The organism is Sphingobacterium sp. UBA2610 (assembly GCF_002339225.1).
GTDB classification, from domain to species: Bacteria; Bacteroidota; Bacteroidia; order Sphingobacteriales; family Sphingobacteriaceae; genus Sphingobacterium; species Sphingobacterium multivorum.
The window spans coordinates 139850-162906 of record NZ_DDKA01000001.1 but is presented as its reverse complement, the minus strand read 5'-3'; the positions used below and the strand labels follow the sequence as shown (position 1 = coordinate 162906).

At 41.1% G+C, this 23057-nt stretch carries 22 protein-coding genes; 18 read left to right on the top strand and 4 right to left on the bottom strand.

All coding sequences use genetic code 11. The features are described 5' to 3' along the window. Window positions 1-117 precede the first annotated feature (117 nt). From B4Z47_RS00700 to B4Z47_RS00680, 5 genes are read left to right on the top strand one after another with little or no spacing between them, the layout of a single operon-like run. The gene (locus B4Z47_RS00700) at window positions 118-1446 is read left to right on the top strand and encodes a gluconate:H+ symporter (RefSeq protein ID WP_070565556.1); all 1329 of its coding nucleotides are present in this window, start codon (window positions 118-120) and stop codon (window positions 1444-1446) included. 30 nt (window positions 1447-1476) lie between these two features. Continuing rightward, window positions 1477-1941: a RidA family protein gene (locus B4Z47_RS00695; RefSeq protein WP_046674510.1), complete on the top strand. Its 465-nt coding sequence runs from the start codon at window positions 1477-1479 to the stop codon at window positions 1939-1941. A gap of 10 nt (window positions 1942-1951) precedes the next feature. Next, window positions 1952-3058 (top strand): D-TA family PLP-dependent enzyme, encoded by a 1107-nt coding sequence (locus B4Z47_RS00690; protein WP_070565555.1) that lies wholly within the window; start codon window positions 1952-1954, stop codon window positions 3056-3058. A 1-nt stretch (window position 3059) separates the two neighbouring features. Continuing rightward, window positions 3060-4184, top strand: a complete 1125-nt coding sequence (locus B4Z47_RS00685; RefSeq protein ID WP_236560226.1) for a dipeptidase — start codon at window positions 3060-3062, stop codon at window positions 4182-4184. Continuing rightward, window positions 4181-5422, top strand: a complete 1242-nt coding sequence (locus B4Z47_RS00680) for an MFS transporter (protein ID WP_112376158.1) — start codon at window positions 4181-4183, stop codon at window positions 5420-5422. The genes B4Z47_RS00685 and B4Z47_RS00680 overlap by 4 nt, the downstream gene beginning before the upstream one ends. Window positions 5423-5517: 95 nt before the next feature. Here B4Z47_RS00680 and B4Z47_RS00675 read toward each other — a convergent pair whose 3' ends face one another. After that, window positions 5518-5862, bottom strand: a complete 345-nt coding sequence (locus B4Z47_RS00675) for a hypothetical protein (protein ID WP_070565551.1) — start codon at window positions 5860-5862, stop codon at window positions 5518-5520. Window positions 5863-5956: 94 nt separating this feature from the next. Continuing rightward, window positions 5957-7738 carry an ABC transporter ATP-binding protein gene (locus tag B4Z47_RS00670; protein WP_112376159.1) on the bottom strand — a complete coding sequence of 594 codons (1782 nt, stop codon included), beginning with the start codon at window positions 7736-7738 and terminating at the stop codon, window positions 5957-5959. Between the two features lie 181 nt (window positions 7739-7919). Here B4Z47_RS00670 and B4Z47_RS00665 point away from each other — a divergent pair, with 181 nt between their 5' ends. Genes B4Z47_RS00665 through yajC form a run of 4 tightly spaced genes read left to right on the top strand, consistent with a single transcriptional unit; the run spans window position 7920 to window position 10840 of the window. Beyond that, window positions 7920-8999, top strand: coding sequence for a Glu/Leu/Phe/Val family dehydrogenase (locus B4Z47_RS00665; RefSeq protein ID WP_046674513.1), 1080 nt, complete (start codon window positions 7920-7922; stop codon window positions 8997-8999). Window positions 9000-9059: 60 nt separating this feature from the next. After that, on the top strand, window positions 9060-10007 hold the full coding sequence (nusB, locus tag B4Z47_RS00660; RefSeq protein ID WP_070565546.1) for a transcription antitermination factor NusB: 948 nt from the start codon (window positions 9060-9062) through the stop codon (window positions 10005-10007). A 27-nt stretch (window positions 10008-10034) separates the two neighbouring features. Next, entirely contained in the window at window positions 10035-10496 is a 462-nt protein-coding gene (locus B4Z47_RS00655) for a DUF1573 domain-containing protein (protein WP_070565544.1), read from the top strand. A 26-nt stretch (window positions 10497-10522) separates the two neighbouring features. After that, window positions 10523-10840 (top strand): preprotein translocase subunit YajC, encoded by a 318-nt coding sequence (yajC, locus tag B4Z47_RS00650; RefSeq protein WP_070565542.1) that lies wholly within the window; start codon window positions 10523-10525, stop codon window positions 10838-10840. A 62-nt stretch (window positions 10841-10902) separates the two neighbouring features. Here the strand turns inward: yajC and B4Z47_RS00645 are convergent, their stop codons facing one another. After that, a complete protein-coding gene (locus B4Z47_RS00645) occupies window positions 10903-11562 on the bottom strand; it encodes a DUF6266 family protein (protein WP_070565540.1) in 660 nt (219 codons plus the stop codon). A 362-nt stretch (window positions 11563-11924) separates the two neighbouring features. On the opposite strand from B4Z47_RS00645, the gene B4Z47_RS00640 reads away from it, so the two are divergent. The 4 genes from B4Z47_RS00640 to B4Z47_RS00625 are packed head-to-tail and all read left to right on the top strand — an operon-like array spanning window position 11925 to window position 15446. Beyond that, window positions 11925-12899 (top strand): BtrH N-terminal domain-containing protein, encoded by a 975-nt coding sequence (locus tag B4Z47_RS00640; protein WP_070565538.1) that lies wholly within the window; start codon window positions 11925-11927, stop codon window positions 12897-12899. A gap of 52 nt (window positions 12900-12951) precedes the next feature. Continuing rightward, a complete protein-coding gene (locus tag B4Z47_RS00635) occupies window positions 12952-13902 on the top strand; it encodes a hypothetical protein (RefSeq protein WP_046674519.1) in 951 nt (316 codons plus the stop codon). A gap of 10 nt (window positions 13903-13912) precedes the next feature. Continuing rightward, window positions 13913-14488: a dephospho-CoA kinase gene (gene coaE / locus B4Z47_RS00630; protein WP_172462500.1), complete on the top strand. Its 576-nt coding sequence runs from the start codon at window positions 13913-13915 to the stop codon at window positions 14486-14488. A 4-nt stretch (window positions 14489-14492) separates the two neighbouring features. Then, complete coding sequence (locus B4Z47_RS00625; protein WP_112376161.1) at window positions 14493-15446, top strand: MBL fold metallo-hydrolase; 954 nt, start codon at window positions 14493-14495, stop codon at window positions 15444-15446. A gap of 41 nt (window positions 15447-15487) precedes the next feature. Here B4Z47_RS00625 and B4Z47_RS00620 read toward each other — a convergent pair whose 3' ends face one another. Beyond that, window positions 15488-15892: a hypothetical protein gene (locus B4Z47_RS00620; RefSeq protein ID WP_197084053.1), complete on the bottom strand. Its 405-nt coding sequence runs from the start codon at window positions 15890-15892 to the stop codon at window positions 15488-15490. A gap of 265 nt (window positions 15893-16157) precedes the next feature. On the opposite strand from B4Z47_RS00620, the gene dinB reads away from it, so the two are divergent. From dinB to rseP, 5 genes are all read left to right on the top strand, one after another. Further along, window positions 16158-17255: a DNA polymerase IV gene (dinB, locus tag B4Z47_RS00615; protein ID WP_115045726.1), complete on the top strand. Its 1098-nt coding sequence runs from the start codon at window positions 16158-16160 to the stop codon at window positions 17253-17255. Between the two features lie 144 nt (window positions 17256-17399). Then, window positions 17400-19526: a S9 family peptidase gene (locus B4Z47_RS00610; protein WP_070565534.1), complete on the top strand. Its 2127-nt coding sequence runs from the start codon at window positions 17400-17402 to the stop codon at window positions 19524-19526. Between the two features lie 207 nt (window positions 19527-19733). Next, entirely contained in the window at window positions 19734-20540 is an 807-nt protein-coding gene (locus tag B4Z47_RS00605) for a beta-carotene 15,15'-monooxygenase (protein WP_070565532.1), read from the top strand. A gap of 15 nt (window positions 20541-20555) precedes the next feature. Next, the gene (locus B4Z47_RS00600; protein WP_112376162.1) at window positions 20556-21713 is read left to right on the top strand and encodes a 1-deoxy-D-xylulose-5-phosphate reductoisomerase; all 1158 of its coding nucleotides are present in this window, start codon (window positions 20556-20558) and stop codon (window positions 21711-21713) included. Between the two features lie 16 nt (window positions 21714-21729). Beyond that, on the top strand, window positions 21730-23055 hold the full coding sequence (gene rseP, locus B4Z47_RS00595) for an RIP metalloprotease RseP (protein WP_070565528.1): 1326 nt from the start codon (window positions 21730-21732) through the stop codon (window positions 23053-23055). Window positions 23056-23057: the final 2 nt, after the last annotated feature.

Genomic DNA, 23057 nt, shown 5'->3' with positions numbered 1-23057 from the left:
CATTTTTCTTGCAAAAAATGAAAAATATCCTTACTTTCAGGATGAAAAAATGATTTAATAGACCAAATTTTATACAAGCTCTCAAATTGAGGGAAAACCTAATCGTGATATGATATAATGACCATAATCCTCATTGTAATCAGCATTTGTTTGCTTATCCTTTGCATAACTTATTTTAAGATCAATGCCTTTCTCGCATTTTTGGTTGTTTCCTTGCTAAGTGGACTTTGTTTGGGAATTCCACCGGCACAGTTGGTAGGCACCGTTGAAAAAGGTGTTGCCGGCGTTATGGGGAGCCTAACGTTGATCATTGTTTTGGGCGCAATGTTGGGGAAAATTGTAGCTGAAAGTGGGGCCGCTGAGATTATTGCTGAACAAATGGTCCGCTTAATGGGAGAGCGATACCTTCAGTGGGGGCTTATGTTGACGGGTTTTATCGTTGGTATACCACTATTTTATGGAATCGGATTTGTCTTATTAGTCCCCTTGATATTTTCGATTTCCTACCGGTATAAGTTGCCGGCAGTATATATTGGATTACCGATGCTGGCAGCTTTGTCTGTGACACATGGCTTTATTCCGCCGCATCCTTCTCCCGTTGCTCTCGTTGCCCTGTTTCATGCCGATATGGGATTGACACTTATTTATGGTCTTTTGATTGCTATACCTGCTATTATTTTAGGTGGCCCTATTTTTGGAAGATGCCTGAAAAACATACGGGCGAGTCAAGAATCAATTTTTCGGGAGCAAGATCGCTCGGAATCAGCGCAGTATCTGCGCCCGACAGTTGGGGTAAGTTTGGCTGTAGCCCTGCTACCGGTATTACTCATTGTCCTATTTACACTGCTTCCTTATTGCTACCATACAAGTAATATAGCGCTGCAGCAGGGCGTGAAGTTTGTCGGCAACCCCACCGTTGTTATGGTTATCGCGCTCAGTGCAGCAACCTATTTCTTAGGATTGAAATTGGGCCGATCGATGGCCAATGTGATGACAATTTATGAGTCTGCTGTGAAAGATATTGCCATGATACTGTTGATTATTGCTGGTTCGGGAATCTTTAAACAAGTGATGGAAGACAGTGGAGTCAGTCTCCTTTTGGCCAACACCTTACAGCAGCTCTCCATTTCACCTTTACTGTTGGCCTGGTTAATTACAGCTGTTATCAGAGGTTGTGTCGGCTCGGCCACAGTCGCCGCGTTGACAGCCGCTGGCGTGCTGCTCCCTATTGTTACAGGGGGAGAAGCGGATCCCAATCTCATGGTATTGGCGATAGGGGCCGGAAGTCTGATGTTCTCCCATGTCAATGATGCCGGATTTTGGCTTTTTAAAGAATACTTTGGCCTTAGCGTAAAGGATACGTTATTTTCCTGGTCGATCATGGAGGCGATTGTTTCCATTGTTGGACTCCTTGCTGTTTTACTATTGCAATTAATTTTATATTAGCTATTATTTTAAACTTTAAAATCGTTAAAGATGTACAACGCAGACGAACAATTCGAAAAATTAGGTTTGACATTACCTCCAGCACCGGCACCAAAAGGTGTTTATAAACCATACGTCATTGATGGTAAGTACCTGTATCTTTCCGGTCATGGTCCTGTACAAGATGATGCCACATTGATTATAGGTCGAATTGGAAGTGATATCAGCCCCGAAGAAGGTAAACTTGCCGCGCGTCAGGTCGGTTTGACCATGCTGTCGACCATTAAAACCAACTTGGGTTCCTTGAACAAAATCAAACGTGTAATCAAAGTATTGGGTATGGTCAATTGTACCTCGGATTTTCTTTATCACCCCGGTGTGATTAACGGTTGTAGTGAACTATTTGCTGCAGTTTGGGGAGAAGAGAATGGTATTGGAACACGTAGCGCAGTAGGATTCGGTTCTTTGCCCGATAATATTCCAGTGGAAATCGAAGCATTATTTGAGTTATATTAAACCGAATAGTATGGAAACTTGGTGTCACATACAAAATGTCGATCAAGTCGATTCGCCGGCCTTGCTGGTCTACCCTGATCGCATTGTCAAGAACATAGACCGCGCTTTACACATTGTGCATGGGCGGGCGGACCGATTGCGGCCGCATATCAAAACGAACAAGTGTCGTGAAGTATGCCAGCTGATGATGGATAGGGGGATTACAAAGTTTAAGTGTGCAACCATTGCAGAAGCAGAACTATTGGGTGTTATCGGTGCAAAAGATGTTTTGCTGGCGTACCAGCCCGTAGGGCCAAAGATAGATCGTTTCTTGAATCTGGTGAGCGCCTTTCCCCAAACACATTTTGCCTGTCTTGTGGATCATGTCGATGCAGCAGAGGAGATTTCAGCGCGGAGTCTGTCGAAAGGTTTGCGAAGCGCTGTTTATTTGGATGTTAATATTGGAATGGGACGTACAGGGATAGCTTTAGACGGGATTGAGCGTCTCGTTATGGATATCAATCTCCTGAATGGTATTCAGTTGGTCGGTATGCATGGCTACGATGGTCATATTCATGATAAGGATTATCAGCTTCGCGAAAAACAATGCCAACAGGCATACGGTATACTTGAAACGGCCTACCTGATGGCGCAGACATCCACCTCTAAACCATTGACTAAAGTGATTGGCGGTTCACCGAGTTTCCCTTTTCATGCCGAACGCAGCGATGTAGAATGCAGCCCAGGAACCTTTGTGTTTTGGGATTTTGGCTATGCCGAAAATTATGCAGAACAAGATTTTATGCTTGCCGCGGTACTTCTAACGCGTGTCGTTTCTATTGTTGATCACAAACACCTGTGCTTGGACCTAGGGTATAAATCCGTTGCATGCGAATCGCCGCAGCCTCGCGTCAAGTTTTTCGATCCACGTATAGGTGAAATAAAAATGCAGAGTGAAGAACATCTGGTTGTTGAGGTGACAGATAGTGCGCAGTTCCACTTAGGGGATGCGCTGTATGCTGTACCACGCCATATCTGTCCTACCGTAGCCTGTTATGGCGAACTTCAAGTAGTCCATGAACGGCATGCAGATCAAACGTGGACTGTTTATGCACGAAATAAAAAGATAAATTGTTGATATGTACGAATTTGAAATGCCATTTTTGGTCGATGCACATTTGGATTTGAGTATGAATGCCATGGAATGGAATCGGGATCTTCGATTGCCAATTACGGAACTCAACCGCAGGGAAAAGGGGATGGATGACAAGCCCGATCGGGCTAAGGCAACAGTCACTTTTGACGAATTGCGTCGTGGTCATATTGGTTTGGTTGTTGCCACACAAATCGCTCGATTCGTAAAACCCGAAAGCTCTTTACCAGGCTGGTACTCCCCAGAACAGGCTTGGGCGCAGACGCAAGGGCAGCTTGCGTGGTATAAGGCAATGGAAGCCGATGGGCAAATGAAAATGATTTGTACAAAGGCTGATCTGGATCAACATATAGCACTTTGGTCGAATGGCAGCGATCATGTAGATAAGCCAATCGGATATCTGCTGAGTCTGGAAGGAGCCGATTCAATTGTGGATATCAGTTATCTTGAAACAGCTTATAATTATGGTTTGAGAGCTGTCGGACCAGCGCATTACGGACCGGGGCGATATGCCAACGGAACCGACTCATCGGGCAAGCTTAATGAACAGGGCGTCCTATTGTTGCGGGAAATGGAGCGATTGGGGATGATATTAGACGCAACACACCTCAATGATGATGCGTTTTGGGACGCTGTTGGACGTTATAACGGTGCCATTTGGGCAAGCCATAATAATTGTCGCAAGTTTGTCGACCATAATAGGCAGTTCAGTGACGAAATGATCAAGACTCTTGTTTCGAAAAAAGCAGTGATCGGTGTAGCGCTCGATGCTTGGATGATGGTACCGAATTGGGTCCGCGGTGTATCCGACCCTAAAACAAGCAATTGCTCCATGGAAATCATGGCCAACAATATTGATCATATTTGTCAATTGGCAGGAAATGTTGATCATGTTGGCGTGGGGAGCGATTTAGATGGAGCATTTGGCCGAGAGCAGTGTCCTTATGATCTGGAAACTATTGCTGATATCCAAAAAGTATTTGGTATCCTGTCAAAAAGAGGGTATGATAAGACCGATCTTGAAAAGATTGCTAGCAAGAACTGGCTTAATTTTATGCGAAATGCATTGCCCGAATCAAAACAAACACCTCCAACACAACTGAATAGATGAAACCAGTATTACGCGTGCAATTGTCCCTGATGATGTTTTTAGAGTATTTTATCAAAGGGGCCTGGTTTGTCACTTTGGGAACATACTTGATTAAATCGCTCAATGCCTCAGGAATGGAGGTAGCGAATATTTTTGCGACACAATCCCTTGGTGCTGTATTTGCTCCTTTTTTTGTGGGTTTTGTCGCCGACAGATACTTTAATGCCGAGCGGGTGCTTTCAGCTTTGCATCTCATTGGAGCTGGACTACTTTACGGGATGTCTCAAGCACCTGATGCAACACATTTTTATCCCTATGTGTTTGTTTACTTTATGGCTTACATGTCTTCGTTATCCTTGTCCAATGGAATAGCATTCCGGCATATAGAAGATGCGAAGAAGTATTTTCCGGGGATACGTGTTTGGGGAACGATCGGTTGGATCTGTTCGGGACTTGTCATCAGTTATTTGTTCCGTTGGGATGCGCCCGAATCGATACAGGCAGGTGCTCTGCACAACACCTTTATTATGGGGGCGGTCTGCTCGTTGTTACTGGCATTCTTTAGTCTAGCCCTCCCAAAAACTCCGCCGCAGGTGAAACTCAGGGATGAAAAATTTGATTTTGGCAAGGCGATCGGTTTGGATGCGCTGAAGCTTTTAAAACAGCGGAGCTTTCTGATTTTTTTTGTGACAGCAATTGTCATCTGTATACCTATTTCGTTCTATTATCAAAATGCCAATCCATTTTTTGTCAACGCCGGAATACCGAATCCCACAGCAAAAATGGCATTGGGGCAATTTTCCGAAGCCATCTGCCTGTTGTTGATTCCATTTTTCTTTAGACGCCTGGGGTATAAAAAGATGATTTTATTGGGGATTGCAGCCTGGGCACTCCGTTATTTGTTTTTTGCATACGGCGACGGACAGGAACGTTCATTCTTATTGCTACTCGGAATATTATTACATGGCATCTGCTATGATTTTATGTTTGTAGTCGGCCAGATTTATACCGATAGAATTGCCGGCGAAAAATACAAAGCTTCTGCACAGGGGCTTATTACCATTGCGATGTATGGTGTAGGGATGTTAATCGGATTTTGGGTTGCCGGTGCAGTTTCAGATTATCTAAAAACAGCTTATGCTGCTCAATTTTGGGAATATCTTTGGTTTATTCCTGCAGGTATTTCTGGTTTTTGTCTTGTGTTATTTGCCGTATTTTTTAAAGAGGAGAAAGCGCTGCCGGATGTGAAAGCTCGTTAAAGATGCCTTTGGTCAATTAAAAACAGGGATTTCAGAAAAAATTAAAACATGGAGCATCTTTGATGGGGAGGTGCTCCATGTTATTTATAGGCCTATTATATCATATTAAACCATTCCTGGTATTTTTCACCGATGAAAGGGAGTGGCTTTCGCTCTCCGGCAAATGCAGACATTAATCCCAATATAAGAGCAATGAGTAGGAGCAATCCAACAATACTAAGGGCAATTCCGCCAATACCTGGAACAAAACGTAACAGCCCCAAGGCCATTCCTGTCAAGGAGATACCTATACTTTGTCGGATATGGAACTGCGCTAAAGCAGTCTTTTCCTTGTTGTTCATAATGATGGCTGCAACAAGGCCGATGATGGTTAAGTAAGAAATAATAGCAATTGTTTTTCCGTCGTTTGACGTAGCCTTTTGAATAGGGGTTCTCTCCATGATCCTTTAATGTAAAATGTTTGACTTAAATATTTAAGACAAATTTAGGAGAGATATCCCTTGGATCCTTTAGCTGAATTCAGGGATATTTTATTTATCCTTCCACACTTTCCAGTAATTGCTTTTCATGGAGTTCAAAATATTCACCTCTTTTATCCATCAATTCAGCATGTGTACCCTGTTCTACAATTTCTCCTTGATCCATCACCAATATATGATCTGCATTCTTGATCGTCGAGATGCGATGGGCAATAAAAATACAGGTCTTGCCTTTCATGATGCGGCTTAGTGAACGGAGAATGGTTTCTTCCGTTTTTGTATCCACGGCTGAAAGACAGTCATCAAAAATCAATACTTTGGGTTCCTTAATTAAAGCGCGTGCGATGGATACCCGTTGCTTTTGCCCCCCGGAGAGGGTAATACCACGTTCTCCAACAGCGGTTTCAAATCCATCTTCAAAAGCGATAATATTGTCGTATACAGCGGCATCTTTGGCAGCCTGTTCCACTTGTTCCTGTGTAAAGTGGTCTAAACCAAAGCCTATATTATTGGCAATGGTATCCGAAAATAGGAAAACATCTTGTGGGACGAATCCGACCTGTTGGCGTAAGCTTTTGAAATCAAGGTTTTTAATTTCAAGACCATCATAATGAATACTTCCTTTGTCGATATCATACATCCGAAGTAGTAAGTTGGCCAGCGTAGATTTTCCGGATCCTGTTTTTCCGATAATAGCAAGTGTTTTGCCGATCGGGATTTGGAACGATATATTTTTTATCGCCTGAATGCCGGTTTCCGGATAAGTAAACGAGATCCCATTAACCTTGATTTCGCCCTCCAGTTCCTTGGCAGCTGTGCCGTTAACGATAGGAGATTCGGTTTGAAGGAATTCGTTAATCCGTTTTTGTGACGCGGCAGCACGTTGCACCAATGACGTGACCCAAGCCAAAGACATGGCAGGGAAAGTCAACTGGTTGACATAGATGATAAACTCGGCGATATTTCCGGCAGTCACTGTTCCTTTGGCAACTTCGATTCCACCAATATAAATGGTAATGACTGTACTGAGTCCAATAAGCAATAGAATAAGCGGGAAGAAAACAGCCTGTACTTTGACGAGATCAAGAGCCGTGTTCCGATAAATGGTACTTTCCTTCTCAAATTCCTGCATTTTATTTTGTTCTCTGGTGTAGGTTTTGATGACTCGGATGCCAGCAAAAGTCTCCTGGACAAAGGAAGAAAGTTTCGCCAGTTGTTTCTGTATTTTTAAGCTACGCTTGTTAATGATTTTATTAACAAATAAAATAATAACCGATAGGACCGGGATTGGCGCCAATGCATAAGTGGCCAATCTTCCGTTGACGCTATACATCGCATAGATGACCATGATCGATAAAACTACGGTATTGATCGCATACATGATGGCAGGTCCTAGGTAGTTACGCACCTGATTGACGTCTTCAGTCGCGCGGCTCATGAGATCTCCGGTGTTGTTTTTCCGAAAGAAACCAAAGTTTAAATCCTGGTAATGATTATAGATCTCATTTTTGAGGTCGTATTCAATATAACGCGAGGTTAAAATGATCGTCTGACGCATAAAGAATAAAAATATGCCCCGCAGCAGCGAAAGTAGGAGCACGACGAAACCAAAAAATAGGAGGCTGGTGCCAAATACCTGATAGATGAGTTCCTGTCTGTCGAAACCATCAAATAGACGGTATAGATAGATGTTTTCTTGTACCAAATCAAATGCTTCGCGAATTACCTTTGCAGGCAATACCCCAAAATAGTTGGATATGATAACGAAAATAACCCCTGGAATCAGTTTCCAGCGGTATTTATAAAAGTACTTATTTAAGTAGGCGAGATCCTTCATATTACGAATACAAAAGTAGGACTAATTCATCAAAATGCTTTACGATTTAAGCGAATTTACTGTCATTCGGAAATCAAATGTTAAGTCTTGGATAAAAAAAGTTGTTATGCACAACGAATAATTTTCCTACTTTTGCATCAAGTACCTTAAAAAATTAAAACAAATTAGAGTAGTACATTTTATGTCAACATCTCAAAATTCTATTTTTGAATTGATGAGCCAGTCTGGCCATCAAAACTTATTTTTCTGTAATGATGAATTAGTGGGCTTGAAAGCTATCGTTGCGATCCATGATACAACCTTGGGGCCTGCGATAGGAGGAGTTCGTATGTTACCATACGAAAGTACAGAAGAAGCTATTGAGGATGCTTTACGTTTATCCAAGGCCATTACGTATAAATCTGCCATCACTGGATTGAATTTAGGCGGGGGAAGTGCTGTTATTATTGGTAATAGCCGTTTGGACAAATCTGAGGTTTTATTGCGCCGTTTGGGCCAGTTTATTGAAGGATTGAATGGTAATTTCATTGCTTCACTAGACGTAGGTACGACACAACGTGATTTAGAACATATTTATACCGAGACTGACCACGTTGCTGGTCTACCAAAGGCTATTCATGGTAGCGGTGTCGGTGATCCTTCCATTTTTGCTGCACAAGGTGTTTATTTTGGTATAAAAGCCTGTTTAAAGGAATTATACGGATCGGAAAATGTTGCTGGTAAAAAAGTTATTGTACATGGAGTAGGTGGTGTTGGCGAACGTTTGATCGCGATGTTACGTGAAGAGAATGCACGTGTATATGTCAGCGATATTACGGAAGAAAAAATGCTGAAAGTGGCGGCTAAGTACAAAGCTGAGCCAATACCTTACAATGAAGTATTCGATCACGAATTTGATGTATATTCTCCTTGTGCGTTAGGTGGTACGGTAAATCCGGAATCCGCACAGAAAATGCAATGCAAAATTATTGCTGGTTCTGCCAATAATCAATTGAAAGATGAACTTGTTACAAGTTCTATTCTGCATGAAAGAGGTATATTATACGCGCCTGACTATTTGATCAACGCCGGTGCATTAATCGGCTGCTATTCAGAAATTCAAAATTACGGCGTAGATCACACTGAATTTGTGATCAAAAATATTTATAATGCGACTAGAGACGTCTTGAAAAAATCAAAAGAAGAGAATATTTCTACTTTTGAAGCGGCTAATCGCATTGCGGAGAAGCGTATCCAAGATATTAAAAAAATCAAGCGGTAGTCTTCATCCCAAAATCGTTCTTACTTATTATTTTATAAAAAAATCGTTCTTTAAATTACTATGTTAAACAGGAGACACCTGAGGGTAAAAGTAGTGCAAACGCTTTATGCGTACAGTCTTTCAGAAGATAAAGACATCAAAACATTTGAAAAAGCACTATTAAAAAATGTGGATGAAGTCTATGAGATGTATATGTGGACACTGAATCTATTAGATGAAGTATCTGATTATGTCTTAATAGATGCAGAGGGTAGAGCTAATAAGTTTTTACCAACTGAAAAAGACTTGTCTTTAACGACCAAGTTAAGTACTAACACTTTTATTGAGTCATTGAGACAAAATCCACAATATGGAGAAGGTGTCAAAAAGTATAAAATTTCTTGGAGTTTCGATCCGGAGATCGTTCGTACGGTATTTTTGCAATTAAAGGATTCCGAGGCTTATTTGGAGTACTTGCAACAAGAGGATCGTTCGATCGGTACGGAAAAGGATATCATCAAGCATATCTTTAAAAAGATCATCTTGAAATCGCCGGTTATTGAGCAGGTTTTTGAGGAGAAATTCATCAACTGGCCTGTCGATAAAGAAGTATTGCAAGCGTTGATTGCGAAGACTTTTAAGAATTTTAGTTCAGAAGATCCACGTAAAAATAAACTGGCAGAGATTACGCAAAACTGGAATGATGATAGCGACTACGTCATTGCATTGCTAGGTAAAACTATTCGCAATACAAATGAATATCAAAAGCTTATCTCGGAGAAAACGAAGAATTGGGAGTCAGACCGTATTGCGCTAATGGATACTTTATTGATGCGTATGGCCATATGTGAGTTGGTTAATTTTCCATCTATTCCTGTGAAAGTGACAATAAATGAGTATATTGAAATTTCTAAGGTATTCAGTACATTGAAAAGTAATACATTTATCAATGGTATCTTGGATAAAATATTAAACGATCTGAATCAACAAGGAAGAATCCAGAAGGCAGGTCGTGGTTTAAGAGATTAAAACCAAACGCATAAATAATTTATACGAATGAAAAACTTTGGCAAATATTCGGTTTTAGCTTTGTCGGCAGTACTTTTATTTTCTTGTGGAAATGCACAAAAAGGAAAAGATGAAGGAAGCAAGACAGCGACTGAAACAGCAGCTGCGGATAGCCTTTCTAAGGCGGCAGCACAATTAGGAAAAGTAGAATTTGAAGAGTCTGCATTTGACTTCGGTCAGGTAAAGGAAGGTGCACAGGTAAAGCATACCTTTGTGCTGAAAAATTCGGGTGATGCACCTGTTATTATCTCGAAAGTGACTGCTTCATGTGGTTGTACACAACCTGAGTTTTCGAAAAGCCCTATTTTGCCAGGTGGAAAATCTGAGATCCATGTAACTTTCAATAGTGAGGGACAAGTTGGTAAACAGCAGAAGATCATTACGATTCAATCGAATGCTTCCAATGGCTTAACAACAGTGCAGCTAAAGGGCGAAGTATTAGCAAAATAACACATTATTAAACGATATAATAGAAGATGAACACAGTATTATTACAAGCAGCGGGTGGCAACATGATGAGTTTTTTACCAATGGTTTTGATTATCGTGGTATTTTATTTCTTCATGATCAGACCGCAGATGAAGAAGCAAAAAGATCACAAGAAATATATTGAAGAACTTGGTGTAAATTCAAAGGTGGTAACTACAGCTGGTATTCACGGACGCATTGTAGAAGTATCAGACACGACTTTCTTAGTTGATGTAGGTTCAGGTGTAAAAATCCGTTTTGACAAATCAGCCATTGCTTTAGATGCTTCTAAAGCTGCTAACAACACGGAGAAGAGCGCTTCTTAAGCTTTTTTGGGAAAGAAATGAAAGCCAGTTTTCGTGGAAAACTGGCTTTTTTTATGTACCGGTCAAATCTTTATCTTACCTAAGTGCATACTGTCTGTATTACCTCCGCCATAGCTCTCTACAAAAAAGATATACACTTCATAGGTCACTTGCTTTTTATGTTTCGGTATATCAATGTTTTGTCTGCCCGTTATTAAGCTATTTTTCGCCTCATTCGTCAAAAATGGATATTCAGCCCCATTATACGTTGCATTATACAGGAATAAGAACGAATCATAAGTTCCCATGTCAAATTTCTTCTCTAGATAGGGGTCGTATTCCCAGGTAACCAGAAACACCTGGTTTTCTTGATCGAAATCCATCGTGTAGGAAGTGATGGGATTGGGACTTCCTTTGGCAATCATAAATTTTTGCCAGTCCACCACAAAACCGTTCTCTTCCTGAATAAGCGCATGGTTTAAATTATAAGACATTGCGACATCATAGGCCCGTTTCGGATAACTGTATGCCTTGTAGCCTATATTGATGATCGGGTTTAACATGCTTATATGCGACCTCATAGTTTTGAAGCGTGTTCTACTCAGCAGCTGTTCAGGTGTGGGCTCTCGTTTTTTAACGCGAGGGAGAGAGCGTACATAATTTCCTGTTTTAGTCGACACAAATACAACAGAGCCTGCTTTCCCGGAAACAGTCCCATTAACGCCATTTTTGATGATTGCCATAATGTATTGATTAGCTTATAGATAATTAAGATAAGCATTAAAAAGGAAACATGCTAATACCAGGTAATCCCTAAACACAATTTTTAGTCTATGTTTAGACAGTAATCAGTCATTGTTTATTCAGTCTGCACTGAACAATCACTGAACAATCACTGAACGATCACTGAACAATCACTGGAAAAAGGGATAAGTTGGTTACCAACTGATATTCTTTTGTTGCAGCTAAAAAATTAAATGAGACAATAGGGAAGGGACTACACTCTGTAACAAAAAAGTGTGTCGCAAGAAGTATTTATTAGACGCTCTTTTCCTGCTGACACCAAGCTGTCAATCGAGCTTCTAATTTTGTAAAAAAGAATGCTATGGAAAATCTTAAACCGTTTGACGGGCTACATTGTGAAACCACCGCAACAGGTACTTTATTGAAGCATATTGGCATTGAACTTTCTGAACCGATGCTTTTTGGATTAGGGGAGGGACTTAGTTTTATCTATTGGAAAATGAAAACCATGGACTTTCCATTTTTGGGCGGACGAATAAAAACGGATCTCCTGACGCAGCATATCTGCAAAAATCTCGGTCTCGAACTCAATGTTCATGAAACCTCTTCAAAAGTAAAAGCCTGGCAGGCTGTACGACAGCTCTTGGATGAGGGGCAACCTGTGGGATTAAAACTCGATGCCTATTACCTGGAATATTTTACTAAGCCATTTCATTTTGCGGGACATTATGTCGCTATATATGGCTATGACGATGAGCACGCCTATTTGGTGGATACGAGGCAGCAAGGCGGTAGTGTGAAGACGTCGCTTGCGAGTTTAGCTATAGCGCGGGCAGAGAAAAGGCCTATGTCGTCCAAAAATTTGTATTATACCATAGCAGGTAATATGGAGAACGTTGACCTGAAAGAAGTGCTGATTGCCGCAATGGTCAATAATGCAAAGCAATATCTTGCACCACCTATCAACAATATTTCATATAAAGGAATTTTGAAGACCAGTGAAGAAGTGTTGAATTGGTTCAAGACAAGTCAAGCTATTGAAAGCGAGTTTAAGATGGCTGCAAGTCTAATGGAAAAAGCGGGCACTGGGGGTGCTTTGTTTCGAAATCTGTATCGCGACTTTATCAAGGAAAGTTACGATCTCCTCGGAATAGAACAACTCGCGGTGGTTCATCATGAGTTTGTACAGATTGCATTATTGTGGACATCCCTGTCGGAATTGTTTAGTCAAATTGCTGAGACGGCCAGTTTCGATGCTGTCCAACAGGCATCAGCAATTTTCAAAACCCTTGCCACAAAAGAGAAAAATGCAATGGAAATATTGGCGTCTTTGTGATGAAATGCAGATAAGAACGCTAATTTTTGCGCAAATTGATTAAGTTTGTGTCATGGCGAATGCAGTTCGAATAAATAAGACCCAACGGCGTAAGATTAATGTCTTCGTGCGTTGTGTTGGAATTTCGTTGTTAGCTTGGTTATTGTTTTCGATTTCCAATCAATATACTGTGTCCGTTAAGGCAGCAATTGAATATGTCAATCTTCCCGAGAAACGCGCATTTCACCCACAGCAATCCGATACGGTAAAGGTGAAATTGGAGATGACGGGATGGCAATTCCTATTTTCCAAAGCTGCTTTGGAAACCCCAAAGGTGCAGGTTGACCTAAGCTCTTTAAAAACCAAAGATTGGATTGTTTTTTCCAATCAATTGGGCTTTATCAACCGGCAGTTTCCACATGAACAACGGGTAGTCTCGGTCAGCCCAGATACCTTGTTTTTCGATTTTTCCAAACAGACGCAGCGCAAAGTGCCCGTCAAACCTTTATCCAATATTGGCTTTAAGCGTGGGTATGGTTTTATTGCTGATACCAAGATTACCCCGGCTTATGTGACGATTACAGGGCCCTATGAGGATGTTTCGGCGATTGAGTATTGGGAGACCGATACCGTTCGCGGGAAGGAAGTGGAGACCGATGTTCGAACCGTGGCAAACCTGGCACGTAACCAAAAAGCGAATATCAATGTTTATCCGACTTCGGTCGAGGTTCTGATGCCTGTAGGGGAGTTAACCGAGAAAGTGATTGAATTACCCGTGAAGGTTGAAAATGGCCAGCGCTATAGTTCTGTTAGGCTTAATCCAAGCAAAGTGGTCGTCACCGTACTGATGTCCGTTAAGGATTATAATAACTATACATCGCGAGATTTTGAAGCTGTGGTAGATCTGGCTGACTGGGAGAAAAACGGGGTGCAATATTTGCCTGTTTTGCTGACCAAAGTACCTGACTTTTGTAAGGTAATCAGCGTTGTACCTCAAAACGTGGACTTTTTTGTACGTAAATAACACTATTTTCATGAAGATTGGAATAACAGGCGGAATTGGATCCGGTAAAACATTTATCTGTCAGCTTTTTAAAGCCATGGCTGTACCTGTTTATAATGCAGATGATGAGGCGAAGGAATTGATGAATACCGATTTACGGATCAAAGAACGCTTGATTGCGGAGTTCGGTAAAGAGACCTATAAGGATGGGAAATTAGATCGGGCTTTTTTGGCCGAACAGATATTCAGCGACAAGGCGAAGCTCGAACTTGTAAATGGCATTGTACACCCCATCGTTATCCAGGCGGCCAAAGACTGGGCCGAACAACAAAAATCCCGTTATTCACTCAAGGAGGCTGCTTTGCTTTTTGAAAGTGGCTCTTACAAGGATCTTGATTATACCATCCTGGTTACTGCGCCTTTACACATACGTGTTAAACGTGTTATGGAGCGTGATGGCATCACTGAAGAACAGGTCATGGAGCGAATAAATAAGCAACTAACTGATGAAGAAAAATTAAAACTGGCAGACTTCGTCATCATTAATGATGGAACCACTCCGCTATTGCCGCAAGTGTGGACTTTACATCAAAAATTTCTAAAATAAAACTATGTCGATCATATTAGCTGACTTCTTAGTCAGAAAACCAGAAGGTTATTATTGCCGTTATGGTGATTTTTTTATTGATGCGAGCAATCCCGTCATGCACAATGTCGTATCTCATGCCCATGGCGATCATGCCAGTTCGGGACACGATTATGTGTATACAACGCAGGCAACTTCACTGTTTATGACTTATCGCTATAAACAAAACCGCAAAGATTCATATCAGGTTAAATTGTTCAATAGTCCGTTTAAAATGGGTGCGGTCGAAATCACATTTTTACCAGCAGGTCACATATTGGGTTCGGCACAAATTCTGATGGAATACCGGGGAGTGCGCTACCTATACACGGGCGATTACAAATTGCAAGCTGATGAGACTTGCGAGCCGATCGAAGTGCGGCAAGCCGATGTCCTTATTACAGAAAGCACATTTGCAAATCCGGATATTACACACCCAGATCCTGCGGAGGAGATAAAAAAACTCGACGGACATGCCAGTAATATTTTATTAGGTACTTATGTGTTGGGCAAGGCGCAGCGGATTACTGATTTGATCAACAGATATTGTCCGGAGCGAAAAGTGCTTGTGCATAGTGGAATATTGCCCTACCATCGCCTTTACGACCAGCACGGGCTGAAGAAATTAGACTATGAGCCCTACAACAGAAAAGAAATGAAACAGGGCGAACAGAATAAAGTTTATTTGGTACCGCCGATGACTTTTAATAGTTATTTTAGGGCGACCAAAGTATTACGTGCATTTGCTTCAGGCTGGAAACGTTTACAGGCACAGAATGATATCGAATTGTATATTTCAGATCATGTGGACTGGAATGACATTCTTCACTACATTAAGATGGTAAATCCCCAGGAAGTTTGGACACTACACGGTGACGGGACCATTTTAAAAAGTTTTTTTAACGAAAAATTGATCGTGCGTGATGTGCTTTCTGCATAAGCAGGCTGTGTCGAAAAGTTTTCAATCGGGAACGTAAATTTCTATTTCATATTGACAACTTTGTCAACAATATAAACCGTGTTTCCACGCCAGGGAAGAACGCCATGATATTCTTTGTAGCGCAGATCGAAGTACTTTCCACTATTGAGCTCCAATTGACGGAATATAGAATCATCTTCAATAGAAAATTCAAATTGGTTGCTGGCGATACCACCCGTTTTGATACTTCCAAACCCCTCCTGGATGAGTTTACCTTCGTATGTCTTGAAAATATTGCCCTTTTTTACAGCATAATTAAGATAACCAGATTTTACGCCTTCACCGAATACATAGTAATACTTCCAGTAAACGTAGGATCCACCCCCCACAAGTAGAAAAAGGATCAGCAGAAGTAAGAACTTCTTAAATCCGGATTTTTTCGGTTTTTGTTCAGGCATATTTTCCATAATGTGCTATTTTTAAGTCTTTTTACTGTGGTTTATGAGACTATCAGGACTGGATGCTTTTTCGCCTAACCTATAGTTTCACCTAAAGATAAAAAATTAACGGCATAATAACGAATGGTTTAGATGTAGCCTAGAAAGTTGCCGAGCGTGATTGGAGTAAGAGACTCCCGAGCCTACCGTTTGCGGGCTTTGCTATAGTTGCTAATTCTATTAGTTATTTTTCGGTTTTCTTAGTCTGTAATGCTAATTTTTGTAAATTTGGATCATGGATCCCGAACAGGTACATCGCAAGATTATTCATTTGGATATGGATGCCTTTTATGCATCTGTAGATCAGCGTGATTTTCCCGAATATCGGGGGAAAGCGATTGCAGTAGGTGGTTCTCCGGATGGGAGAGGAGTAGTTGCGACGGCCAGTTACGAAGCACGAAAATTTGGCGTCAAATCTGCGATGAGCTCCCGAAAGGCTCTTCAGTTGTGCCCCCATATTATCTTTACCTATCCTCGTTTTGACGTGTATCGTCAGGTTTCATATCAAATCCGGGAGATCTTTCTCCGTTATACGGACTTAATTGAACCGCTTTCCCTCGATGAAGCTTTTTTGGATGTAACTGTAGACAAGCAGGGCATTGGTTCGGCTATTGATATCGCCAAAGCCATTAAAGAAGCAATCAAAGAAGAACTGAATCTGACCGTCTCGGCCGGCGTTTCCGTGAATAAATTTGTTGCAAAGATTGCTTCGGATATGGACAAACCCAACGGCTTAACATTTATAGGTCCTTCTAAAATTGTCAAGTTTATGGAGTCATTGCCCGTGGACAAGTTTTTTGGCGTAGGTAAGGTGACAGCAAAAAAAATGCATGAACTGGGACTGTTTACTGGGCTTGATTTAAAAAAACAGCGTGAAGAGGATCTCGTACGTTGGTTTGGAAAGACGGGGCATTTTTTTTACCGTATCGTACGCGGGATAGACGACCGTCCTGTTGTTCCCAATCGTAGCAGCAAATCGGTCGGGATTGAGGATACTTTTGGTGAGGATGTAGAAGTTTTTGAAGAATTAAATACCATTTTGCAACGGCTCTGCAAACAGTTGTGGACACGTATTGGGAAAAAGGAAATATCTGGGCGAACCTTAAACTTAAAAATTAAATATGCCGATTTTGTTCAGTTGACACGAAGTATCACCCTAGAAAATAGTTTTGATTCGGAAGACAAAATTTACGCCACCGCCCATAATTTGTTGAGCAAGGTTGAGCTGGTGAACAAAGTGAGGTTGTTGGGTGTTTCGATATCAAATTTTGTGGAAGAAGCTGATTTTCCAAAGGAAGGCATACAGCTTGCACTTTTCGAGCAACATCCTTAGTAAGGAATCATCTGGTTTAATCGAGCCCTTGCTAAATCATATGGTACGCGATATGTGAATTAAGCTTGTTACAGGCAAAATCGTCGTTATTTGTCACAATTCTTTATCTTAGCCAAAATAATTAATAAACATATCCAAAAATTAATGAATACGGTATCAAGAGTACTCTTAGGTGCGTCTATCGTTTTTTTTGTGCACGAGGTTGGTTTCGCACAAAAGAAATTGGATTTTGCACAGTCCTGGGGGCAAAAGTCATCGTTGACAGTTCGTACCAATCAGTATCCTGGCTGGGCAGACGGGACAGCTTATCTGGAAAATGATGTAAATGATGGTCGTTTATATCAGGTTAACATTAAGTCAGGTCACAGAAGCATTTATACAGTTCCCGCTAAAGAAGGGACGGTTGTTTATGTCGAGAACAATGATATCTTCCTGAAAGGTACCGATGGTGTAGCAAAGAGGCTGACCAACTCTCCTGATGTTGCTGAACAGAATCCAACCTTATCACCGGATGGTAAATATGTAGCCTTTACGCGTAAAAGCAATCTGTATAGCGTGGACGTGACTTCAGGAAAAGAAATGCAATGTACAAAGGATGGTACTGATGTGATCTACAATGGTTGGTCATCCTGGGTATATTACGAAGAAATTCTTGGGCGCCCAACAAAATATAAAGCTTTTTGGTGGTCTCCGGACAGCCGTAAGATCGCTTTTATGCGTTTCGATGATACCAAGGTTCCGATGTTTCCGATTTATTCGTCCAAAGGCCAGCATGGTTACCTGGAGGAGACAAGATATCCCAAAGCCGGTGACCCAAATCCGGAAGTGAAGGTAGGAATCGTTCACCTCGAAGGGGGCAACGTTACCTGGGCTGATTTCAACGAGAAAGACGATCAGTATTTTGGCCAGCCTTATTGGGCCTTTGATAGTAAAAATGTGATGGTACAGTGGATGAACAGGGATCAGAACAATTTGAAGTTTTATCAAGTGGATCCGAATTCAGGTTCGAAAAAAGAAATCTACGATGAGCGTCAGGCTTCATGGATCAATTTGGATCACGATGAGCGTATCACATATCTGGCGGACAACAAATATTATATCCTAAAATCGGATAAGACAGGCTGGGCGCATTATTACCTCTATAAATTGGATGGAACATTGGTCAATCCAATTACTTCCGGCGAATGGCAGGTAACGGAATTAAAACGGATTGATGAAAAAAATAAGGTGATCTATTTTACCGCACGTAAAGAAAACTCAGCGCGTTTTGATTTGTACCGCGTGGATTATTCAGGTAAAAACTTAAAACGTCTGACGTTCGGTGAATACTCGCACGATGTGAATGTGTCGCCTGACGGCAAGTATTTTATTACCAAATACTCCAATGTGAGTACACCCGATCGGTTCGCTTTGTTGGATAATCAAGGTAAGGTCGTACGTCAGCTAGCGGATAGTAAAGCTGCTGATTTTACCTCGTATACCTACGGTAAAACCGAATACTTACATCTTAAATCAGATGACGGACTGTTCGATCTTCCATTGACCATCACTTATCCGACAAATTTTGATAAATCAAAAGTGTACCCGGTTGTTTTCAGTATTTACGGTGGGCCTGACGCGGGAACGGTAAAAGATACCTGGAAAGGAACGGCCAATCAGTACTGGGCCAATGAAGGAATTATTCAAGTCTCTGCAGATCACCGGGCATCTGGTCATTTTGGTAAACAAGGTGTTGCTTATATGCACCGCAATCTTGGTCACTGGGAAATTATTGATTATTCGACAATTGTTAAATGGTTAAAATCGCAACCTTGGGTCGCTAAAAACAAAGTACTTATTACAGGGCATAGCTATGGTGGCTATATGACTTGTTTGGCGATGACGAAGGCGGCAGATGTATTTGATTTTGGTATTGCTGGCGCACCGGTTACCTCATGGGATCTGTATGATAGCCATTACACGGAAAGATGGATGGACACGCCTCAAGACAATCCAGACGGATATAAAGCTGGTTCTGTGTTGACCTATGCCAATAATTATAAAGGCGTGTTGCGCATTATGCATGGCGATATGGATGACAATGTTCATTTGCAGAATACAACCCAACTTGTCGATAAATTAACGGATCGAAGCGTCCCTTTTGAATTGATGATCTATCCGGGAAGCCGTCATGGATTTGACCGTTCGAAAAGTAAATATGATTTTAATGAGCGTGCGCGTTTCTACTACCAATACTTATTGGAGAAGCCGCTTCCCAAAGAATTTAAATAGGAAGAGTTAAGGTCAAAATAGAAAATCCCTTATCCATTCGGATAGGGGATTTTTATTTTTAGCCTGTTTTCATCTATCTGGGATAACAGATTTTCCATAACCGTTCTTTTTATGTTAAAAATGATAAAAAAAGTGATTTTTCTAGGTGTGTAAATTGTTGAAAATTAAAAAATATGGCATCTTTGTAGAAGTTTATTCAAAGAAAAAATGATTCAATTCCTAAAGGAAAGTACTTTTGCCGTTAACGAGGTTTTTAATAAGTCATTGGAGTTGCTGAAAAGGCATTATTTTTCAGTGGCGGGGCTTTGTTTTTTACTATTTGTAACCTCCGGACTGTCTAATTATCTCGCGACCACCATCAGTGATTTCAATGTGGTGTTGAGTGGCTTTATGGCATTTTTTTTCATGGTGATGTATTTTGGATTGAACATGACTTTGTTTAAGTATATTTTAAGTCTGATTGATGGTAACCAGGAGAAGAAACTCGTCCAATGTATCCCGAGTACGAAAGAGCTTGCATACTTTTTTGGCGCTATGTTGAGTATTATGGTGCTTTCTATAGCACTTCTGATGCTATTGGGGGCCGTCTCTTTACCATTCCTTTACCTATTTGAAAATGGTGACAATCGGATGGAGCTGATGAGCAACTTTACGATGTTTGTTGTCTTTGTTGCGGCCATATTGACGTTCATCCTGATTATTCGAGTGGCATTTTATCCGTTTTTCATTATTGATAAACACGCGGGGACATTACGGTCATTACGCTTCAGTTTTGCATTGACAAAAGGCAATGTATTCAAACTATTATTGATTTTGGCTGTATTTGCTTTTTTCCAGTTACTACAGATGTATTTTAATTATTTAGAATATTACATAATTTTTATTATTTTGAACCTCGTGAGCTCGTTTTTGGTGGTACCTCTGGCTAGTATTGTTGTTTCGGTCGCTTACCGATCCATGATGGCGGATTACCATGGGGGAGAAGACCCAAAGATTTTAAATAATATATTTTAATTAATAGCAAAGGTTTTGAGTAAAAAAGGAATTGCCATTTTAGGGGCAACGGGAAGTATAGGCACACAAGCCTTGGATGTGATAAGAGCCTTTCCTAATACATTTGAAGCAATTGTTCTGACTTGTGGCAGCAATGTCACACTGTTGATCCAACAGGCCTTGGAGTTTAAGCCCAAAGCAGTGGTGGTAACAGATTCCCTACACTATAATCAGGTACAGGATGCTTTAAAAGGATATGATATCGCTGTTCTTTTGGGTGAAGCCGGATTGGTTGAAGTGGTGCAGTTGGAAGAAGTTGATATCGTTTTGAATGCAATTGTTGGATCTGCGGGATTAAAACCTACTGTTAAAGCGATTCAATCGAAAAAAGATATTGCACTGGCCAATAAGGAGACACTTGTTGTCGCTGGTGAGCTGATAATGGCCTTAGTGAAAGAATATGGTGTACGCATGCTTCCTGTGGATTCAGAGCATTCGGCGATCTTTCAGTGTTTGACCGGTGAGGAGCATAATCCAATTGAGAAAATATATGTGACGGCCTCCGGCGGTCCTTTTCGTGGGAAAAAACGTGCCGATCTCCTACAGGTTACGAAGGCCCAAGCCTTGAAGCATCCCAATTGGTCGATGGGCGCCAAAATTACGATTGACTCGGCATCCCTGATGAATAAAGGGCTAGAAGTGATTGAAGCAAAATGGCTCTTCAATCTGTCCATAAATCAGGTGGATGTGATTGTACATCCTCAATCTATTGTACATTCGTTAGTTCAGTTTCAGGATGGTTCCATGAAGGCCCAAATGGGGATTCCTGATATGAAATTGCCGATCCAGTATGCACTGACCTATCCGGCACGTTTTGAAAACAGTTTTGAACGATTTAATTTCATGGACTATCCGACGCTCAGTTTTGAAAAAGCAGACATGGAAACTTTTCGGAATTTGGCATTGGCTTATGAAAGCCTTCGTACCGGCGGAAATAGAAGCTGTGTATTAAATGCGGCCAATGAAGTGGTTGTGGATGCCTTTCTGAAAGATCAAGTTGGTTTTTTGGAGATGAGTGATATTATTGAACAGACATTAGATAAAGTAGAATTCATTGCGACACCGACGCTGGATGATTATCTGGAGACGGATCGTGTCGCAAGGTTAATAACAAAGGAAATAATCAAAGATTAAATTTTAAAAAGCATACATGGGTGTTTTAATTATGGTCGGACAAGTGATTTTAGGCTTGTCAATTTTAATTGTTCTACATGAGTTAGGACATTTCTTAGCAGCACGTGCATTTGGTATCAAGGTGGAAAAGTTTTATCTGTTCTTTGATGCTTGGGGAGTGAAATTATTTAAATTCAATTATAAAGGATGTGAATATGGTATTGGCTGGTTGCCTTTAGGCGGTTATGTCAAGATTGCGGGTATGATCGATGAATCGATGGATACGGAGCAATTGAAGGGGGAGCCACAACCTTGGGAATTTAGATCAAAACCAGCTTGGCAACGTTTAATCGTCATGTTAGGCGGTATTATTGTCAATATTGTCGTCGGTGTTGTTGTTTTTTGGATGCTGACTTTTAAAATGGGCAATACAGACATTAAAATGGATCAGCTGGTAAACGGTATTGTACCTGGGTCCATTGGTGAATCTATTGGTTTGAAAGCTGGCGATAAAGTGATTGCAATAGACGGTCACCGTATCGAAAATTACTCGGAGCTGATCAGTTCTAAAGTATTGATGGGGGGAGTTGCACTTACAGTTGAGCGTGATGGAGCTACAGCAGAAGTCAAAGTCCCCGCTGATTTATTAAACACGCTTTCCGACAAAAAAGGAGAGAAGTTTATCGAGCCACGGGTTAAAACGACCAGTGTTGCTGAAGTAGCTCCCGGTTCGGTGGCAAGTAAAATGGGGTTTGTGAAAGGCGATAGCATTATTGCCGTAAACGAGACACAGGTTCCTTTCTTCGATCAATTTAAGGCGCAAATAAAAGCGAATAGCAATAAAACGGTTGCGATTAAAGTTTTACGCAAAGGGGCTGAAGTTTCCTTGCAAGGAATTGTTCCTGCAGATGCCATGCTGGGAATAGGGATCAATCGTGATTATTCCATCAAATCGTTTACAACGCAATATACCTTGATGGAGGCGTTTCCGATCGGTGCAAAGAAAGCGTTTACAGTGATTACCGATAACGCTAAGGGATTTGGTAAAATTTTCAAAGGCGAAGTGCGTGCTGATAAAGCATTATCGGGCCCTATTGGCATTGCAACTCTGTTTGGCACGGAAGTGGACTGGATCCGTTTTTGGTCCTTAGTAGGGATGTTGTCTATGGCATTGGCATTTATGAACCTATTGCCTATTCCAGCTTTGGATGGCGGTCACGTGTTGTTCTTGTTGGTTGAGATGATTCAAGGCAAGCCATTGAGTGAAAAATTCCTAGAAAAAGCACAAATGGTCGGTTTCTTCATTCTTTTGGCCTTGATGGTCTTTATATTTGGAAACGATATCTTTAAGTTATTTAAATAAGT

Excerpts from the sequence above, each read along its gene's own strand:
- B4Z47_RS00695 (WP_046674510.1), top strand. The coding sequence starts at position 1,477 with ATGTACAACGCAGACGAACAATTCGAAAAATTAGGTTTGACATTACCT.
- B4Z47_RS00685 (WP_236560226.1), top strand. The coding sequence starts at position 3,060 with ATGTACGAATTTGAAATGCCATTTTTGGTCGATGCACATTTGGATTTG.
- B4Z47_RS00665 (WP_046674513.1), top strand. The coding sequence starts at position 7,920 with ATGTCAACATCTCAAAATTCTATTTTTGAATTGATGAGCCAGTCTGGC.
- B4Z47_RS00675 (WP_070565551.1), bottom strand. The coding sequence starts at position 5,862 with ATGGAGAGAACCCCTATTCAAAAGGCTACGTCAAACGACGGAAAAACA.
- B4Z47_RS00640 (WP_070565538.1), top strand. The coding sequence starts at position 11,925 with ATGGAAAATCTTAAACCGTTTGACGGGCTACATTGTGAAACCACCGCA.
- coaE (WP_172462500.1), top strand. The coding sequence starts at position 13,913 with ATGAAGATTGGAATAACAGGCGGAATTGGATCCGGTAAAACATTTATC.
- B4Z47_RS00655 (WP_070565544.1), top strand. The coding sequence starts at position 10,035 with ATGAAAAACTTTGGCAAATATTCGGTTTTAGCTTTGTCGGCAGTACTT.
- dinB (WP_115045726.1), top strand. The coding sequence starts at position 16,158 with ATGGATCCCGAACAGGTACATCGCAAGATTATTCATTTGGATATGGAT.
- B4Z47_RS00635 (WP_046674519.1), top strand. The coding sequence starts at position 12,952 with ATGGCGAATGCAGTTCGAATAAATAAGACCCAACGGCGTAAGATTAAT.
- B4Z47_RS00670 (WP_112376159.1), bottom strand. The coding sequence starts at position 7,738 with ATGAAGGATCTCGCCTACTTAAATAAGTACTTTTATAAATACCGCTGG.
- B4Z47_RS00680 (WP_112376158.1), top strand. The coding sequence starts at position 4,181 with ATGAAACCAGTATTACGCGTGCAATTGTCCCTGATGATGTTTTTAGAG.
- B4Z47_RS00690 (WP_070565555.1), top strand. The coding sequence starts at position 1,952 with ATGGAAACTTGGTGTCACATACAAAATGTCGATCAAGTCGATTCGCCG.
- B4Z47_RS00700 (WP_070565556.1), top strand. The coding sequence starts at position 118 with ATGACCATAATCCTCATTGTAATCAGCATTTGTTTGCTTATCCTTTGC.
- nusB (WP_070565546.1), top strand. The coding sequence starts at position 9,060 with ATGTTAAACAGGAGACACCTGAGGGTAAAAGTAGTGCAAACGCTTTAT.
- B4Z47_RS00645 (WP_070565540.1), bottom strand. The coding sequence starts at position 11,562 with ATGGCAATCATCAAAAATGGCGTTAATGGGACTGTTTCCGGGAAAGCA.
- yajC (WP_070565542.1), top strand. The coding sequence starts at position 10,523 with ATGAACACAGTATTATTACAAGCAGCGGGTGGCAACATGATGAGTTTT.
- B4Z47_RS00625 (WP_112376161.1), top strand. The coding sequence starts at position 14,493 with ATGTCGATCATATTAGCTGACTTCTTAGTCAGAAAACCAGAAGGTTAT.
- B4Z47_RS00605 (WP_070565532.1), top strand. The coding sequence starts at position 19,734 with ATGATTCAATTCCTAAAGGAAAGTACTTTTGCCGTTAACGAGGTTTTT.
- B4Z47_RS00610 (WP_070565534.1), top strand. The coding sequence starts at position 17,400 with ATGAATACGGTATCAAGAGTACTCTTAGGTGCGTCTATCGTTTTTTTT.
- rseP (WP_070565528.1), top strand. The coding sequence starts at position 21,730 with ATGGGTGTTTTAATTATGGTCGGACAAGTGATTTTAGGCTTGTCAATT.
- B4Z47_RS00620 (WP_197084053.1), bottom strand. The coding sequence starts at position 15,892 with ATGGAAAATATGCCTGAACAAAAACCGAAAAAATCCGGATTTAAGAAG.